This window comes from Rhizobium sp. O111, from assembly GCF_055616315.1.
In genome coordinates this window covers 669,315-686,165 of record NZ_JBSHXL010000001.1, presented here as the reverse complement: position 1 = coordinate 686,165, position 16,851 = coordinate 669,315, and the positions used below count along the sequence as shown (strand labels likewise).

The window sequence follows — 16,851 nt, the reverse complement described above, 5'->3', positions numbered from 1 at the left end:
CGCATCGCATCGATCGTTTCGATCTGCTTCGCGGCCTTCTCGGTCGGTTTTTTACTTATCTTAAACCTTCTGATGCCGGAGCGACCATTTTTGGTTGGATTCGTCGGAGCCACCGCTATTTCGCTTTTTGTTGCATTTCCGCTGCTCATGATGCTGCAGATCAAGAATAACGAGCTCAGAAAACTGCAGGAAGCCGTTAACTATTCTCAGCGGCACGACAGCGTTACCAAGACTCTCAACGGAACAGCCTTCGCGGCCGCCGTCGAACACTATATCGACCGCCGCAAGCGAATCTCTACTGACGCGGGCGGCGTGATGATCGCCGTCGTGATCGACACGCTCGACGCCATCAGCCGCCGCTATGGGCCGCAATGGGCCGATACCGTGATGCAGTCGCTTGCCGCGATCACCCAGTCCTCGGTGCGTTCGGGCGACCTCGTCGCGCGTCTCGCGACCAACGAGCTCGGCGTGTTCCTGCCCGGCGCCACGATCGAGAACGCCCAGGATGTCGGCATGCGCATCCGCCGCCGCTGCGAACAGGCGGCCTTCACCGCCGGCGATGCACCGTTGTCACTCGACATCCGCCTCGGCGGCGCCGTTTTCGACGGCCCGACCGACTTCAACCACATCCGCCAGCTGGCCGACGAAATGGCCATGGACCGTGGCGGCGAAGCGGACGACACCGTGCCGATCTCGAGACTGCCGGCGGCCTGAGGGCTGCGGACTGACGCGGACAAGGCAGCAATCGCGACGTGATCTTGAGGCGCCAGCAGGCGCCTCTTTTCGTTTGGGCGATTGGCGGATGGATCGGGGTTTCGGCCAGGCGGAGGCATGGCGGCGGACGCTGGCGTCGATACCGGCGAACGCAGGCTGGAGGCGTATCGCAATCGCCGCAGCTTGCCGCAACGGCGAAAACCTGCAGCAACCATCAATATCCGCCGCGCCTCACCAGCCATTTGTATTGCAACGCTTCTGGCCATCCGAAGCGAAACAGTCCACGTGGTTTCATTCGCCATCCACCGACCACGCAATCAGGCTGGCCGTAACGGCCGACTGCCCGACCATACTCCGCATCTCGACCGCACGCCGATGGGGAGCCGTCCGTCCCTCACCCCGCGCACGCCCCTCAAAACGCGAAAAAGGCGCTCGCGCGCCTTTTCCCTTGTCATGTCAGGCGGAGTGTTCCGCCTGTCCGTCACCCCTTAGCCGACATGCGGCGCGGTGGTGGTGTCGTGCTTGTCGTCGAACAGGATCTTGACCGCTTCCGTGGTGTTCTGGAGAACCGCCACATCGTGCCAGCCGCCATTGGCGTTGACGCTGACCACCGTGTCGGCACCCTGGACCGTCGTCTTGACGCTCGAGAGCGCCTCGGCTTCGGTGGCCTGGTGGCCGAGCAGGCTGTCGAGGAGCTTCGACACGTCGAGCGTGTCGCCCTCGCGGGCCTTGTAGTCGGTGATCACGTCAGCGATCTTCACATCCGAAAGCGCGTCGGCATCGAGCACGAAAGTATCGGCCCCTGCCCCACCCGTCAGCGTATACATGCCGCCGGCGCCCGAGAGCGTGTCGTTGCCATCGCTGCCGACCAGCGAGTAGGCATGGTTGTCGTCCGCGCTGCCAAGCGTGGCATCGAAGGCGACCTCGACGAAGTGGCCGGTGGAGCCATCCGTCAGCGTGTAGCTGCCATCCGCTAGGATCGCCTGACCGTTGATCGCGCTATCCGACGCGTGTGCGTCGAGCGACAGGCTGGCGATCTGATGATCGGCAAGGCTCGAAAGCTCGCCGGCATCGCTGATGCCATTGTGGTTCAGGTCCTGCCAGATCGTGAGCTTCGAGAAGGCCTCGTCACTGGCATCGATCTTGCCATCATGATTGCTGTCGAGCGTCGCCAGCGCCTGAAGACCATCGACATAATTGCCGCCGGCAAAGTGCGGCGAGAAGATCTCGCTGCCATTGTCGATCTTGCCGTTGCCATCCACATCATAGGCCAGGATGCCATCCGTGCCCGCCGTCCAGGCGATCTTGTCCTGGTGGCCATCGGCATTGATGTCGAAGGAGACACCATGCTCGAGGCTGGTGAGCGCGATGCCGTTGTGGTCGAGGTCGAGGATGATGGGGTCGATGGCGTTGGGGGCAGGCGCGAAGTTGCTCGAAGTTAGGCTGCCGTAACCAACATTATGCAACGTCATAATGTGCTCAAGCGTGAACTGACTGGAAGTCAGATTATTGGCATCGCCGGTAACGTGGAGCGTGTAGATGCCGGCATCGGCGGTCGAGGTGTTCGTCGAAGAATAAACCACGATCGTGTAGTAACCGGCCTTGATATTGCCGATTGCGTCAGCAATCCGACTTGCAACTGAACCGCTGTTCGTGTCGGTCGTCAGCGATGAAGCAACGAACGACGAATTCTGTAGCTCTATGACCTTGATACCACTCGATACCGTAGTACCGCCTGAAGAGGTCGATTGAATCGTCTGGTATGTCGCAGCCGGGTTGCTGCTGCCAGCGATGTCTGTCGTACCGAGCACGACGGCGATCTTGTCGCCCGAACCGAACCCATAGACGTCCGCCACAGTGTTTTCACTCGACGCGACCCCATTGTGTTTGAACACGATCGTGTCGGCACCGTTGGAACTCAAGTTGACGGTCCAGGAGTCGTTGGAGGAACCGCGCGCATCGATAACGACAACGTCGTTACCGGTTCCGACATTTACGGTGCCGCCGCCGGAACTTGCCGTTATAACGTCGTTCCCGCTTGTGCCGGTGATGGTAAGGCGTTCGGTCTGGTTCGACAGGTCGAGTTTGCCGCTGGACGTCATGACGACGCTTTCGATCTGGTCGATCTGCGCATCGCTGGTGCTGATAAAGCCACCGGCAACGTAAAGTGTGTCGTTACCCGCGCCGCCGTTCAGAACAACGTCGTTCTGCGCGCCGTAGATCGCGTCGTTGCCAGCGCCGCCAAACAGTGAATCGGCCCCACTGCCGCCGATGATCATGTCATTGCCGCTTGAGCCAGTAACCGTGAACCCTTCGGTCTGCTTCGACAGATCCAATGTACCGGACGTTGTCATGATGACATTCTGGATGTTGACGATCTGGCCATCGCTTGAGCTGTCGAACCCACCTGCGACCATCAGCGTATTGGTGCCGGTTCCGCCGTCGATGATCTTGTCCGTATCGAAACCGTAGATCCGGTCATCACCGCTGCCCGCAAATATGTAGTCGCGGCCGCCGCTGTAGATCGTGTCGTTGCCGGCGCCGGCGGAGATGAAGTTAGAGTCTTTGGACGCATCCAGATAGACCTCGTTAAAGACGCCGACGCTACCCCCGACGATCGTATCGTCCTTGTCACCGCCGTAGATTTGGTCCGATCCGCTACCGCCGATCAGCGTGTTGGCGCTGGACTTCAAGCCGATGATGACATCATCGCCCCCGCCCGCTGATAGATTGTTTACTCCCGTGTATAGATCGCCATCTCCGTCCCAAAGCGTATCATCGCTGTACTTCGTCCCGCCATCCTCGATCGCAGTGATCGCGACATAGGTCGATGTCGAGACCCCGGCATTGGTCGCCGTAACCTTCAGGATGTAAAGACCGTCGCGGTTGGTGTCGGGATCGCCTGACAGGACGTTGCCTGTGCGGGTCAGCCAGTTGTCCCAACCGTTGTTTGTTGTGCCGTTGCCCTGGCGTACAACCTCATAGCTATAGGTCGTTGCCGCGGTCGCGCCGCTGAACAACGACGCCAGATCAAGCCGGATGCTTGTCGGCTCACCCGCCGGGTACTGGCCCGAACGACCGTCCGTGAACGCATATTGCGGTCCTGCCTGAAGTGCCGCAAGCGGCGCCTCCGGGAGATCGTTTACATTCAGAGTGAACTGTTTCGACGCGTCGACATCGCCGCCGACGTTCGGATCATTGACATTCACATTGACTGAATAGGACGACTTCGTTTCGAAATCAGGAGACGAGCCCACGTAGTATAGTTCGTTGCCGTTGCGGATTTGGAAGGAGCTGGCATCCGCGCCCGTCAGCGAAAAGCTGTTCTGGCCGAGCGCATCATCGGTCGCGCCAAGGACTGCAACCTTGATGCCTGTGCCGACGTTGATGTTCTCGTCAATCGAGTTGACGACACTGCCGAAGGTAACCCCGGTCGGCGCCTCGTTGACGTCACCGACCTGGATCGTGAAGTCCTGGCTGGTCGTGAGGTTGCCGCTGTCCGTCGACGTAACGCTGACGGTGACGGTGTGGGCTGTCTCGTAGTCCAGCGATACGCCTTGCTTCAGCTTTAGATCGCCGTTGACCACCTCGAAGCGGTCGTCGGAGACGGTGTAAGTGTGGGTGTCGCCGACATCCTTGTCCGTCGTCGTCAGGTGGCCGATCGTCGCGCCAAACTTGTTTTCGTTGATGGTGTTGGCAGAGAGCGCGATCGCCGTCGGCGCGTCGTTCGTGCCGGTGATGGTGACCGTCACGTCCTTGCTGATGACGCCGCCGTGGCCGTCACTGATCGAGACGGTGTAGGTTTCGGTGCGGATTTCGCCCGCTTTTAGCGCCTGCGCCGCCTCGTTCAGCTTATAGGTCCACTCCACGCTGCCGCCCGCCGTAAGAGAGGACTCGTTGACAGCGCCGAGCACGAGGGAGCCAAGCGCCCCCTGAGGGGAGGTCACACTTACCGTGTGGGTGTCGGTCAGGTCGACGTCGATGAAGTTGATCGTCCCCGTTTCAGTCGGCTTGGTGTCCTCGATGACAGCGGCTGAGACGTTGTCGGCGATCTCGAATATTGGCTTGTCGTTGCGACCCTCGACCGTGACGGTCACCGTTGCGGTGCTGAAGCCGCCCTGGCCGTCGCTGATCGTGTAGGTGAAGGTATCCGTCGTCTTCTCGCCTTCGGCAAGATGCTGCAACTGCGCAGAAGCGCTGGCGTCGTAGCTGAAGGACGTGCCGTCGAAGGAGATCGCGGCACCCATCGCGGAGATTGCAGCCTTCGCGCCAGCCTGATCGAAGCCGATAACGCTCAGCTTTTCACCGATGTCGACGGTCTTGTCGTTGGCGAGCAGCAGGCTGGCATCGATCTTGTAGGTGTGATCCTCGTTGATCGCGGCGTAATAGGAGCCGGGCTCGCCCGCTTCGGCGACGAAGCCGAACTGATAGCCACCGAAGGCCAGGCCACCGCTCGGCGCGTCATTCCACACGCCGTCGCGGAACTGGCCGTAGAGCCACAGGATGTTTTCGTTGCCGTTGCTGTTGTTCGGCTCGTTTGCATCCCAGTTCGTATAAACGAAGGGCTGGCCGGCCTCGGGGCCGGTTGCCCAGACCCAATGGCCCTCGTGGCCTTCGTCCGTGCCGCCGAGATAGGCGATAATTTCGGCCTTGCCGCCATCGTGATTGACGACACCAAGAACGACATTCTGCTCATGCGCCGAGGTGATGGTCGCCAGATAGCTCTTGTTGTCGGCCAGCAGCTGGGCCGCATCCACCCGTGCCTTGTCCCAGGTCTCGGAATTGTCGGTGGGCTTGAAAGTGTAGGCGTGACCGCTGGCGGCATCGAGCGTCCAGCCATTCGGCACGCTGGAGAAGACGTCGTCATTGGCGATCGGGTTGTCGTTGGCGCCGTGGATGGTGACCTGGTAGACGGCGGACTTGCTGTCGCCGTCGGCGTCGGTGACCGTGAAGGGAACCGTCAGCGTCGCGACATCGCCCTTGCCCAGCGCGTTGAAGGCGCTTCCCGGCTCGATCTTGAGGACGCCGCTAGTCTGGTCGTAGCTGTAGACGAGCTGATCAAGCGTAACGGTCATGCCGGCTGGCGTCGTGATCGTCGCGTGATCGAAGTCGAAGTCCACGGCGCCCGGACCATCGGCGCCGAACGAGACCTTGTTGTCCTCGTGCAGGTTGAAGGTGATTGCGCTGCTGTCTTCACTGGCTGATGCGGTGAAGACCGGGGTTTCCGTGCCCGTTTCGCCGTTAATCACCGGCTTGTCGTCATGGATCGTGGTCGAAAGCGTCAGGTTGACGCTGTCGCCGTCGCCGTCCTTGGCGATAACGCCGAAGCTCAGCGACTGATCGGCACCAAGGCCGGTATTGCCCGGCTGATGGTCGATATTGCCGAGCAGCGTCACCTTCCAGCCGGCGTCGCCCTGATCGAGCACGGCGCGCAGGATGACTTCGCCGCTCTCGGTGCGGCCTTCGATCGTGTGCGCGTCGGAAGACAGGCTGAAGAAGATCGCTCGCTTGTCGGAGGTCAGGCCGCTGTCGACGCCCGGGGCGCCGGCGACCAGCGAGCGGCTAGCGCCGCCGTTCACGGTGAAGCCGCCCGAGAAGGCCGTGGAGCCGAAGCCGTCGGCGCCAAAGTTGACCGCCAGATTGCCGGATGTGACGTTGCCATGGCCGGCGTCGGTGCCAGCGGGCTGGGTACCGACCGCCACGATGCCGCTTTCAGAGAGCAGCGCCTGTGAAATGCCATCCGCGTTGGTGAGGACGGGCTTGTCGTCGGCGACGGTGACCGTGAAATGGCTGTGGGCCGGATCGCCATCGGCATCGGTCGCGGTGAAGGCGAACTGCAGGCCGCCCTGGGGCACCGACGGATGGTCGAGCGTATCGATAAGCGTCAGCTTGTACTGACCCGTCGTCTTCGACAGCTCGACCGTGAAAATGGTGCGGCCGTCGGCGGAGATCGCCGTCAGCAGGGTGTTGTTTGCAGACAGCGTGTAGTGGATCGCATCGCCGTTCGAGGTCAGGCCTGTCGGCTGTTGGGTGTCGAAAGTAACGCCGCGCAGGTCGACATTGTTGTCAGCACCCCAGCTGATGCCGAGCGAGCCGGTCGCGACCGACGGCGTGAACTGGCGCAGCTCGACGTCGTCGATGAGGATCTGGTTGCCAGTGCCGCTCGTCTGGGTGATTTCGACGCTCAGATGCCAGCCGGCATAGTCGCTGCCGATAACAGGCGAGTTCAGGTCGACCGAACCCCACTTGCCGTCGGCCGGCTCCGTCAGGGTGATCTGCGAGAGCACGACCGTCTGGTTTCCGTTGGTGGCGATCAGCTTGGCAACACCGCCGCCGAAGTCCTGGTCGGTGCGGTTGCCGACGTCGAAATGCAGCGAGTAGACCTGGCCGGCGACCAGCGTCGTGCCGGTGTCCCTGGCCAGCGTCGCGCCACTGTGCAGCCAGACGACGTTGCCGCCGTCATGCCCCTCGGCCGACACGATCGATGCCGCCGGCGCGAACAGGCCGCCAATACCGCCGGTGATGGTCCAGCCGGTCGGGGCGTTGTAGCTGTAGTTGCCCCTGGTGTCCGGTTGCACACCGGGCAGGCCGGCTGCCAGCCTATCTTGCTCGAAGGTGCCGTTGGCGAGGATCTGCGAGGAGCCGACTTCCTCGGCATGACCGAGCGTCGGCGTGCCGATCGTGGGCACATCATCCTTGATATGGAACTGCAGATTGATGTTGACGGTGTCGCCATCATAATCCTTGCCTGTGAGCGCGAAGCTCAGTTCCTTGGCGACGGCGTCGCCGCCCAGATGGTCGATCGCGCCCTTCAGTTCGAAGGCGTAGCCGCCGAGCGCAGGCGCAAGCGACAGGGTGAAGACCTGCGAACCCTGCGAGGGAACATGGCCGGCCTGCGGGGCTGCACCCACATAGCCGTAAAGCGTGTTGCCGACGACGGCGTAGTGAACCTCTGCGCCTCCGGACGTAAACTGCGGCTGGCCGTTCAGCGCGCCGAAGCTCAGCGAGCCCGCCTTGTAGCCGTCGGGTCCGAAGTCGACCGCGCCGTTCGACAGGAAGCCTTCGACCACAGAGCCGATGCGCACTTCGTCCAGCGGATTGCCCGTCAGGATCGCATGCTCGTCGATCGTCGTGTTGACGTCGTTGACCTGCGCGCCGACAGGATTGGCGTCATCGACATGCAGGTTCAGCGTGAACTTCACCGCATCCGTATCACCATCCTGCGCCGTCAGCTTGAAGCCAAGCGACAGGTCGTCGCCCTTGACGTGGTCGAGCGGCTTCAGAAGCGTGAAGCTGTAGGATGCCGTCGCCGGATCCAGGACCACCTTGAACACCTGCACGCTCGAAAGCCCGGCCACGACATTGGCCGAAAGCGCGATCGGGCTGACATAGCCGTAAAGCGTGTTGCCGGAGAGGACGTAGCGAACCGTCTCGCCATGCGAGGTCACCGCAGGCTGGCCGGCGGTGCCGTCGAAGGCGAGCGAGCCGGTCTTGTAGCCGTCGGCGCCGAAGTTGATCTCGCCGTCACCTGCCTTGCCGTTGATCAGGCTGCCGGTGATCGTGTTGTCGACAGGCGTCTTCGTCGTCAGCGCCATCTCGCCGACATGGTTTGCGCTGGCGTCGGCAATCTGGTTCGGTGCCGCCACGTCGTCGGTCACCTTGACCGTGATCGTCGCCGGCGCCGAGACGTCGCCGTCACCGTCGGTGATGGTGAAGCCGAAGCCGATCTCCTTGACGTCGGCGCCCTGTGTCGAGTGCGACAGCGCGACGTTCTGCACATACTTGTAGGTGCCGTCGGCATTGACCGTCAGCGTGAAGGCCACCGTGTTCGTACCGTGGACCGTGCCGGTCAGCACATTGCCCGACTGCGTCACGTCGATCGCAACGCCCGCCGTCGTCTTCAATTCGGAGGAAACCGGCGTGAAGTGGATCGCCGTTGCCAGCGAACCGCCCTGGTAGCCATCGGCACCAGGCGCAAGCGCCGACACATGGCCCGTCGCCTCAATCGCACCGGACGCAAGATTGTGCTCGTCGACGGAAAGCGTCGCGTTCTTCGGCGTGGTCGGAACGTCGTCCTTGATATGGAATTGCAGTTCGATGTTGACGGTGTCGCCGTCGTAATCCTTGCCTGTCAGCGCAAAGCTCAGTTCCTTGGCGACGGCATCGCCGCCCAGGTGATCGATCGCGCCCTTCAGTTCGAAGGCGTAGCCGCCGAGCGCAGGCGCAAGCGACAGGGTGAAGACCTGCGAACCCTGCGAGGGAACATGGCCGGCCTGCGGGGCTGCACCCACATAGCCGTAAAGCGTGTTGCCGACGACGGCGTAGTGAACCTCTGCGCCTCCGGACGTAAACTGCGGCTGGCCGTTCAGCGCGCCGAAGCTCAGCGAGCCCGCCTTGTAGCCGTCGGGTCCGAAGTCGACCGCGCCGTTCGACAGGAAGCCTTCGACCACAGAGCCGATGCGCACTTCGTCCAGCGGATTGCCCGTCAGGATCGCATGCTCGTCGATCGTCGTGTTGACGTCGTTGACCTGCGCGCCGACAGGATTGGCGTCATCGACATGCAGGTTCAGCGTGAACTTCACCGCATCCGTATCACCATCCTGCGCCGTCAGCTTGAAGCCAAGCGACAGGTCGTCGCCCTTGACGTGGTCGAGCGGCTTCAGAAGCGTGAAGCTGTAGGATGCCGTCGCCGGATCCAGGACCACCTTGAACACCTGCACGCTCGAAAGCCCGGCCACGACATTGGCCGAAAGCGCGATCGGGCTGACATAGCCGTAAAGCGTGTTGCCGGAGAGGACGTAGCGAACCGTCTCGCCATGCGAGGTCACCGCAGGCTGGCCGGCGGTGCCGTCGAAGGCGAGCGAGCCGGCCTTGTAGCCGTCGGCGCCGAAGTTGATCTCGCCGTCACCTGCCTTGCCGTTGATCAGGCTGCCGGTGATCGTGTTGTCGACAGGCGTCTTCGTCGTCAGCGCCATCTCGCCGACATGGTTTGCAGTCGCATCGGCAATCTGGTTCGATGCCGCCACGTCGTCGGTCACCTTGACCGTGATTGTCGCCGGCGCCGACACGTCGCCGTCACCGTCGGTGATGGTGAAGCCGAAGCCGATCTCCTTGACGTCGGTGCCCTGCGTCGGATGCGACAGCGCGACGTTCTGCACATACTTGTAAGTGCCGTCGGCATTGACCGTCAGCGTGAAGGCCACCGTGTTCGTACCGTGGACCGTGCCGGTCAGCACGTTGCCCGACTGCGTCACGTCGATCGCAACGCCCGCCGTCGTCTTCAGGTCGGAAGGAACCGTCGTGAAGTGGATCGCCGTGGCCAGCGAGCCACCCTGGTAGCCATCGGCGCCAGGCGCGAGCGCCGACACATGGCCCGTCGCCTCGATCGCACCGGACGCAAGGTTGTGCTCGTCGACGGACAGCGTGGCATCACTTGGGTTCACGGGAATGTCGTCGGCGACCGCAACGGAGAAATAGACGGGGACCGCATCGCCATCCGAATCCGTAGCGACGGCGTGGAAGGTCAGTGTCAGCGCATCGGTGCCCTTGAACTTGTTGTCCAACGGACCGGTGAGCGTGAATTCGTAGGTACCGCTGCCGTCGTCGTTCAACGTGACGGTGAAGATCGGCTGTCCTTCTGCGGTGGCGACAAGCGTCGTGCCGTTCTCCGAAAGAGTGTAGGTCAGTGCAATGCTGTTCGATGTGAGGGCAACTGTCTCGCCATTGGCATCGACCGCCGACATGGCGGCGACCTGCGCGGAGGTATCGCCCGCAGCCGAGGCGAAGACGAGCGAGCGGCCGACGCCGTCATTGGCGCCTTCGACGTCGTAGTTGTCGGCGCCCCAGGAGATGTGAAGGTCGCCGGAAGCGGTCGTGGATGACGAGGAGACGGCCTCGCGCAGCAGAACCGGCATCTCACCGCCGTTGCCGAGATTATGCTCGTCGACAGTCGTGTTGCTGTCTTCCGACGGGCTCCAGGCGATGACGTCATCCTTGACGTTCAGCGTCAGCGTGCCGTTGGCGATGTCGCCGTCCTGGTCACGAACCTGGTAGCCGATGGTGAAGGCCTGGGTGTTTTCGCCCTGGCCAGCGGCGTGCTGGATCGCGGCGTTCTGAACGATCGTGTAGATGCCGGAGGTGGTGTCGCTCAGCGTGACAGTCAGAACCGTGATGTTGGTGCCGTGCTGGACCTGCGAGATCACGATGCTGCGGCCATCGGCGCCGACGGCCTGGAAGAAGGAGCCTTCGCCTGCAGGCGACGTGGCGAGGCCGGCGCCGGTCAGGAGCACGGAGCCGATACCGTCGTTGCCGGAGAGGAAGCCGAGCGTGCCGGTGGTGTTGAGGAGCGTGGCTTCGCCGTTGCCACCAGGCAGCGAGCTGTCGTCGAGCAGGACCACGGCATTGGCAAGCGCCGTCGGGGTGTCGTTGTTGAGATCAGGGGTGCGCTCGGGCGTCGAGTCAGCCTGCTGCGTATCGGCCAGCAGCGAAGCGAGCTGCGTCGGGTCGCCGCCGTTGCCCTGGATCGAGTCCTGGAAGTTGGCGCCGGAGCTCGAGGGGGAGGAGCTGGCGGAATAGGAGCCGTCGGGGCCGGCGGCGACGTTGATGTTGCTCTGTTCGAGAGCGGCGATCACGGCCTGCTGGGGCAGCTCGACTTCGCCGAGCAGGAAGGTCGGAACGTGGAGCGCGCCGTTGACGATGACGATTTCAGTGCCATTGGCCTGGACGAGGACGAGGTCGTTGCCGCGCACGTGGATATCGTCGATCGCGGTGCCTGCCGGCAGATGGGCGATGTTGTTCTGATCCGGGACAACCTGGCCAGCGGGTGCTGCGGCTGCGGCCTCCTGGGCTGCGGGCAAGCGGCCGGTCGTTTCAGTCGACTGGGCGCCCTGCTGGTCGCTCGGCTGAGTGGTTCCGGCCTGTGCGACCTCGACGCCACCTAGGGCGGAAGTCTGCAGGCGAGCGTCCTGATGAATATCGGAGATCAAGTCATGCGATGCGTTTTCATTTTCAACGGCAGAGATGCGAGAATCTTCGATAGACATACAAAATACCCCAATGAGAAACTGAGGCCAAATAATTCCGCCGAAGATACAAAAGCAATACTGCCCTATAGGCGCCGATATAGCCGGTTATGCATCCACCCAGAAATGTTTAAGAACGGTTAACCGCAAAACCGCTTAATCGGTAAAATTCTAATAAAAATAGAACGATAGAGGCTATTTCGCCACAGCAGAACGGCCCCGTTTCCGGGGCCGATTCGAGCGTGTTTCGGGTGTTCGCAGGCGGGCTTGCGAGGCCTCAGCGGGCCGGCGCCACGAGGCAGAAGAAGGCGCCCTGCGGGTCGATCGCCTGTATCACCCAGCTGCCGCCGGGCACTTCCATCGGGCCGTTGACGACCTGGCCGCCGCCGGCCTTGACCCGCTCGATGGCGGAATCGATTGCCGGGACATTGAAGTAATAGGCCCAGGCCGGCATCGGCACATTCTCCGGCTTGGTCATCATGCCGCCGACGGGTGTGCCGTGTTCGGCGAAGATGCGGTAGACGCCCATCGGGCCCATGTCGAAATCATGGTCCTTGGTCCAGCCGAAGAGCTTTTCATAGAAGGTGAAGGCCTCACCGCCATCGCCGGCGTAGAGTTCGCTCCAGCCGAGCGTGCCGGGGGCGCCCATCGCCGGCTCTGGCGGCGGGCTGTCCATCGGGGCCGGGGTCATGATGCAGATGACGGCGCCATGCGGGTCGGCAACCACGGCGAAACGGCCGATTTCGGGGATATCCTCCGGCGGGCGGCGGACGGAGCCGCCATTGGCGGCGAAATCCCGGGCGCTCCGGTCGACATCGTCGACGGCGACATAGCCGGTCCAATTCGGCGGGATGCCGGTGCCTTCAAGCTCTGCGGGAAAGACCATCATGCCGGCGCGGCCGACGCCATCGGCCTCGAAGATGGTATAGGGCGGCATGCCTGGGACGGTCATTTCGCTGGTCGTCCAGCCGACGACCTTTGTGTAGAAATCCCTGGCGCCCTTGGTGTCGGGCGTCATCAATTCGCACCAGATGAACTTGCCGTGGGTCTCCGACATCGTGATCTCCCTTTCACGTTCTTCGTTGCGTCGATGCAGGCGTGATGATCTCAGGCGCCCATGATCTCAGGCGTCAGTGGCAGCAGGATGACGTCTTGGCCGCTTCAGCATACTCGTCGTGGCGCTTGACGAAGTTCATCGTCGAATCCTCGTTGCGGCCCTTCGGGGCGCGGTCGAGGATCATCAGCGTGCCGATCAGCTCTTCCGGGCCGCGGGCATAGCTGGAGTATGTGTGGAAGATCTCGCCTTTCTCGTTTTTGTAGAAGGCGCTCAAGCCCGGCAGTTCGTCATTGGCATCTTCGGGCGGGATCGAAGTAAAGTTATAGAATACCTTGTCCTTGCCGAGATCTTCCGGGCTGAACGATACATGATAGTCGAAGTTGAAGTCGCTCGATGCCGAGGATACCCAGGGGAATTTCCAGCCCATCCTGGTCTTGTAGGCCTCGATCTTGGCCACGGGCGCACGCGAAACGGCCACCCAGGTGACATCGTGGTTGTTCAGGTGCGGCAGCGCGCCATCGACATGGTCTGACAGGAACGAGCAACCGGGACAGCCGGCCTCCCAATCGGGACCAAGCATGAAATGATAGATGATCAGCTGGCTGCGGCCATCGAAGAGCTCGCTGAGCGATCTCTTGCCATCGGGCGTGTCGAAGGCATAGTCCTTTTCGACCTTGACCCAGGGAAGCGCCATGCGCTCGGCATTGACCTTGTCCCTCAGATGCGTTGCTTCCTTCTCCTTGAGAAGCAGCGCGCGGCGGGCTTCGAGCCATTCTTCGCGGGAAACGACTTGGTTCTGCATCGTGTGCGCCCTCCTCCGGCGCGACCGAAACGGTCCATTCTCCTTTTCCTTGACTATATATATTGATATCAATAGAAATTGGACATGTCAAACGCTACCGAGATTCCTTTCGCGACGACGCTTCTGGTGCGCGACACGTGCCTGTGCCTGCATGCGCAGCGGGCGGCGCGAGCCTTGGCGCGGCTGTTCGACGATGCGCTGCGGCCAGCGGGGCTGACCAATGGGCAATTCTCGCTGATGATGTCGCTGAACCGGCCGGAGCCGCCGCCGATGGGGCCAGTCGCCAAGCTGCTCGCCATGGACCAGACGACGCTGACGGCGGCGCTGAAGCCGCTCCAGCGGCGCGGCTGGGTCGAAGTCTTCCCGAACCCGAGGGACAAGCGCGGACGGTTGTTGCGGTTGACGCCCGAGGGTATGCGCGTGCTGACCGCCGCGCTGCCGATCTGGGAAAGCACGCATGCGGCGCTGGAACAGACGCTGCCCGAGGGCAATGCCGAGCGGCTGCGGCAGGATCTGCAGGCGCTGGCCTAGCCTCAGAGCTTGTTGGCGATGCGTGGGTCATCGCCGAAATCGGCGCGGGTAAACCCGATTCTCGCTTTCGGAAATTCGCAGAGCGCCTGGACGCCTGATGCGGAGAGACGCAGGCGCCATGTCTGGCGCTCGACGGGATCGCGCGCGGCGAAGGCCGAGGCGGTGAGCAGCGCGATGTTGCGGCGATGGCCGGGATCGCGGACCGAGGCGTAGAGGATCGCCTGGCAATCGGCCTCGCGGGCGGCATCGGCCAGCGCCTGGCAGGGCTCGTAGCGCTGGGGATCGGTCCATATCGCATGGTCGCGATCGAGCGGCGGTGTGGTGAGATCGATCGCGCGCGGTGTCTCGATGGCTGCGGCAAAGGCGGTGTATTCGGCGGCGTTGGCGGGAAGCGGCGTATCGGGGGAATCGGCGAAGAACAGCAGCCGGTAGAAGGCCATCTCCGATATCGCGGTCTCGACCGCTTCCGATGCGTAGTAGACGCCGAGCGTGCGCCCTGCCCGGCGGAAGCGCGAGCCGTGGGGATAGATGGCGCCGTAGCGGAAGGGTGTGGCCAAGAGGTAGTCGAGGCCTTTGCATTCCGGCGGCAGGACCGGCTTGCTTTCTTCCAGCAGCGTTTCGAGCAGGGCCTGCTCTTCCAGCGTATCGACGATCTTCAAGGTCGAGATCTGATGCTGCGCCTCCACCAATCGCCAGAAACGGCCGGAGACGGGTCGCGCTTCAGACGATAGCGCGGCGGGCGTCCAGGTAGGCGAGGACATCGGTCAATCCTGATATGCTGACGATCTTCTCGAGCGGCGTGGCGCCGAGCGCGGTGTTGGCGTTGCGCAGCCATGAGCGCGCGACCGCTTCATCACCACCGACGATGGCATCGAGCGAGCGGAACAGGCGCACGAGCAGAATGGCGAGCTCGAAGGATTTCGAGCCGCGCTCGAGCAGGTAGTCCTGCCTTTTCATGCGCGAAACCGTGGCTTCCGACAGGCCAAGCACTGAAGACAGCGTGCGGGCACTGATGCCGAGGCGCTCGGCGGCGGCAACGGCGGCCTTGGTGATGACGACGGCCTCCTGGGGATGCGTGCCTGATATCGTATGAGCGATGGCCATGGCGATTTCCTTTCCTTGGAAACAATATAGCGATTATATTTCTAATGGAAAGGTGATCGGCGGGAATTCCGCCCGAAATGAAAACAACCCGGCCTGCAATGCAGACCGGGTTGCCAATAGTGGTGACGGCTAGGCTTACTTCGCCGATGGGTCCTTGATGGTCTTGCCGATCGAGAAGGCCAGAAGGGCCGAGATCAGCATCAGGGCGCCGACGATGAACATCGGCATCTCGTAGAGACCCGTGGCATCCTTCACCGCACCGGTGATGTAGGGTGCCGCGAAGCCCGCGATGTTGCCCACGGTGTTGATGTGCGCGATGCCTGCGGCAGCCGCAGCACCCGTGAGGAAGCGCGAGGGGAAGGACCAGAAGTTCGGCAGCGCCGAGAAGATCGCGCAAGCGGTGAGCGTGATGGCGATGACGGTTGCCTCAGGGGACGACATCAGCAGAGCGAGCGGGATGCTGATCGCGCCGACCAGAGCCGGGATGCCGACGTGCCAGGCGCGGACGCCACGCTTGGACGCATCGCGGCTCCAGAAGAACAGCGCGACGGCGGCCGGCAGATACGGGATCGCCGTGATCAGGCCCTTGTCGAAGACGTTGAACTTGGTGCCGAACTTAGTCTCGAAGCCGGCAATGATGGTCGGCAGGAAGAAGGCCAGTGCATAAAGGCCGTAGATCAGGCCGAAGTAGATGACCGACAGGAGCCAGACGCGCTTGTCCTTGAGCGCCTGCAGGGTCATCGAGCCGTGGCCGGAGAGCTTGCCTGCTTCTTCCTTGGCGAGTTCGCGGTTCAGCCAGTCACGCTCTTCCGAGGTCAGCCACTTGGCGGCGGTCGGGGTGTCGGGAAGGTAGAACCAGGTGATGATGCCGACGACGATCGCAGGAACGGCGACGCCGAAGAACATGATGCGCCAGCCTTCGTAACCGAACAGGCCGTGCGCCTGGATGAGCAGCGAAGCGATCGGCGCGCCGATAACTGTCGTCAGCGGCTGGGCCAGATAGAAGAGCGCCAGGATCTTGGCGCGGTGGCGGCCGGGAACCCAGGTGCTGAGATAGAGGATGGCGCCGGGGAAGAAGCCCGCCTCGGCAACGCCGAGCAGGAAGCGCAGCGAATAAAGGCCGGTGACGCTGCTGACCCAGGTGAAGAGCATCGCAACGACGCCCCAGGTCACCATGATGCGGGCGAGCCAGCGGCGGGCGCCGTATTTGTGGAGCGCCAGGTTGCTGGGGATTTCCAGAACGATGTAGCCAACGAAGAAGATGCCGGCGGCAAAGCCGAACTGGGCCGCGGTCATGCCGAGGTCCTGCGTCATCCCGTTCGGGCCGGCAAAGGAGATTGCCGTACGGTCGAGGAAGTTGATGAAGAACATCAATGCGATGAAGGGAACCAGGCGAATGGAGATCTTGCGGATCGCCGATTTTTCGACCTGCTGTTCCTGGTCTGATAGTTTAAACGTCGCGTTCACATAGTCCTCCCGACAAGACCGCTGCGGCCCATCGAGCCTACGAGTGCGACTTGCGCTATGCAGCCCCGTTGTGTCGGGAATGCTGGATGTTGATCTCTAGCCCTACCGCGAAAGTCGGTCTCCTATGTCCGATACTTGTGCAACTGATCGCGCCC

The 16,851-nt window shown here is 62.4% G+C and carries 10 protein-coding genes; 4 read left to right on the top strand and 6 right to left on the bottom strand.

Annotation, left to right across the window (positions count from 1 at the left end):
• Positions 1-90: 90 nt before the first annotated feature.
• Positions 91-714, top strand: a complete 624-nt coding sequence (locus ACVTFQ_RS03405; protein ID WP_470423670.1) for a GGDEF domain-containing protein — start codon at positions 91-93, stop codon at positions 712-714.
• Between the two features lie 117 nt (positions 715-831).
• Positions 832-1,206, top strand: a complete 375-nt coding sequence (locus ACVTFQ_RS03400) for a hypothetical protein (protein ID WP_162718193.1) — start codon at positions 832-834, stop codon at positions 1,204-1,206.
• On the opposite strand, the gene ACVTFQ_RS03395 is transcribed toward ACVTFQ_RS03400, so the two are convergent.
• From ACVTFQ_RS03395 to ACVTFQ_RS03385, 3 genes are all read right to left on the bottom strand, one after another.
• A complete protein-coding gene (locus tag ACVTFQ_RS03395) occupies positions 1,203-11,756 on the bottom strand; it encodes a T1SS-143 repeat domain-containing protein (protein WP_470423669.1) in 10,554 nt (3,517 codons plus the stop codon). The genes ACVTFQ_RS03400 and ACVTFQ_RS03395 overlap by 4 nt on opposite strands.
• 256 nt (positions 11,757-12,012) lie before the next feature.
• Positions 12,013-12,792: a VOC family protein gene (locus tag ACVTFQ_RS03390; protein ID WP_111564415.1), complete on the bottom strand. Its 780-nt coding sequence runs from the start codon at positions 12,790-12,792 to the stop codon at positions 12,013-12,015.
• Between the two features lie 73 nt (positions 12,793-12,865).
• Entirely contained in the window at positions 12,866-13,594 is a 729-nt protein-coding gene (locus tag ACVTFQ_RS03385; protein ID WP_111564414.1) for a DUF899 domain-containing protein, read from the bottom strand.
• Positions 13,595-13,678: 84 nt separating this feature from the next.
• Between ACVTFQ_RS03385 and ACVTFQ_RS03380 the strand changes: the two genes are divergently transcribed.
• On the top strand, positions 13,679-14,125 hold the full coding sequence (locus ACVTFQ_RS03380; protein ID WP_111564413.1) for a MarR family winged helix-turn-helix transcriptional regulator: 447 nt from the start codon (positions 13,679-13,681) through the stop codon (positions 14,123-14,125).
• A 2-nt stretch (positions 14,126-14,127) separates the two neighbouring features.
• On the opposite strand, the gene ACVTFQ_RS03375 is transcribed toward ACVTFQ_RS03380, so the two are convergent.
• Together ACVTFQ_RS03375 and ACVTFQ_RS03370 are read right to left on the bottom strand one after the other, a co-directional pair.
• A complete protein-coding gene (locus tag ACVTFQ_RS03375) occupies positions 14,128-14,886 on the bottom strand; it encodes an RES family NAD+ phosphorylase (protein ID WP_111564412.1) in 759 nt (252 codons plus the stop codon).
• On the bottom strand, positions 14,846-15,229 hold the full coding sequence (locus ACVTFQ_RS03370) for an MbcA/ParS/Xre antitoxin family protein (protein ID WP_111564411.1): 384 nt from the start codon (positions 15,227-15,229) through the stop codon (positions 14,846-14,848). Before ACVTFQ_RS03370 ends, ACVTFQ_RS03375 begins: the two co-directional genes overlap by 41 nt.
• On the opposite strand from ACVTFQ_RS03370, the gene ACVTFQ_RS03365 reads away from it, so the two are divergent.
• Entirely contained in the window at positions 15,228-15,362 is a 135-nt protein-coding gene (locus ACVTFQ_RS03365) for a hypothetical protein (RefSeq protein ID WP_470423668.1), read from the top strand. The two genes, ACVTFQ_RS03370 and ACVTFQ_RS03365, sit on opposite strands and share 2 nt — an antisense overlap.
• Positions 15,363-15,364: 2 nt before the next feature.
• Here ACVTFQ_RS03365 and ACVTFQ_RS03360 read toward each other — a convergent pair whose 3' ends face one another.
• Positions 15,365-16,696 carry an MFS transporter gene (locus ACVTFQ_RS03360; protein ID WP_470423667.1) on the bottom strand — a complete coding sequence of 444 codons (1,332 nt, stop codon included), beginning with the start codon at positions 16,694-16,696 and terminating at the stop codon, positions 15,365-15,367.
• Positions 16,697-16,851: the final 155 nt, after the last annotated feature.

What these genes read in the sequence shown, in the direction of transcription:
- ACVTFQ_RS03400 (WP_162718193.1), top strand. Translation starts at nt 832, where the DNA reads ATGGCGGCGGACGCTGGCGTCGATACCGGCGAACGCAGGCTGGAGGCG.
- ACVTFQ_RS03365 (WP_470423668.1), top strand. Translation starts at nt 15,228, where the DNA reads ATGGCGATTTCCTTTCCTTGGAAACAATATAGCGATTATATTTCTAAT.
- ACVTFQ_RS03370 (WP_111564411.1), bottom strand. Translation starts at nt 15,229, where the DNA reads ATGGCCATCGCTCATACGATATCAGGCACGCATCCCCAGGAGGCCGTC.
- ACVTFQ_RS03385 (WP_111564414.1), bottom strand. Translation starts at nt 13,594, where the DNA reads ATGCAGAACCAAGTCGTTTCCCGCGAAGAATGGCTCGAAGCCCGCCGC.
- ACVTFQ_RS03375 (WP_111564412.1), bottom strand. Translation starts at nt 14,886, where the DNA reads ATGTCCTCGCCTACCTGGACGCCCGCCGCGCTATCGTCTGAAGCGCGA.
- ACVTFQ_RS03380 (WP_111564413.1), top strand. Translation starts at nt 13,679, where the DNA reads ATGTCAAACGCTACCGAGATTCCTTTCGCGACGACGCTTCTGGTGCGC.
- ACVTFQ_RS03390 (WP_111564415.1), bottom strand. Translation starts at nt 12,792, where the DNA reads ATGTCGGAGACCCACGGCAAGTTCATCTGGTGCGAATTGATGACGCCC.
- ACVTFQ_RS03395 (WP_470423669.1), bottom strand. Translation starts at nt 11,756, where the DNA reads ATGTCTATCGAAGATTCTCGCATCTCTGCCGTTGAAAATGAAAACGCA.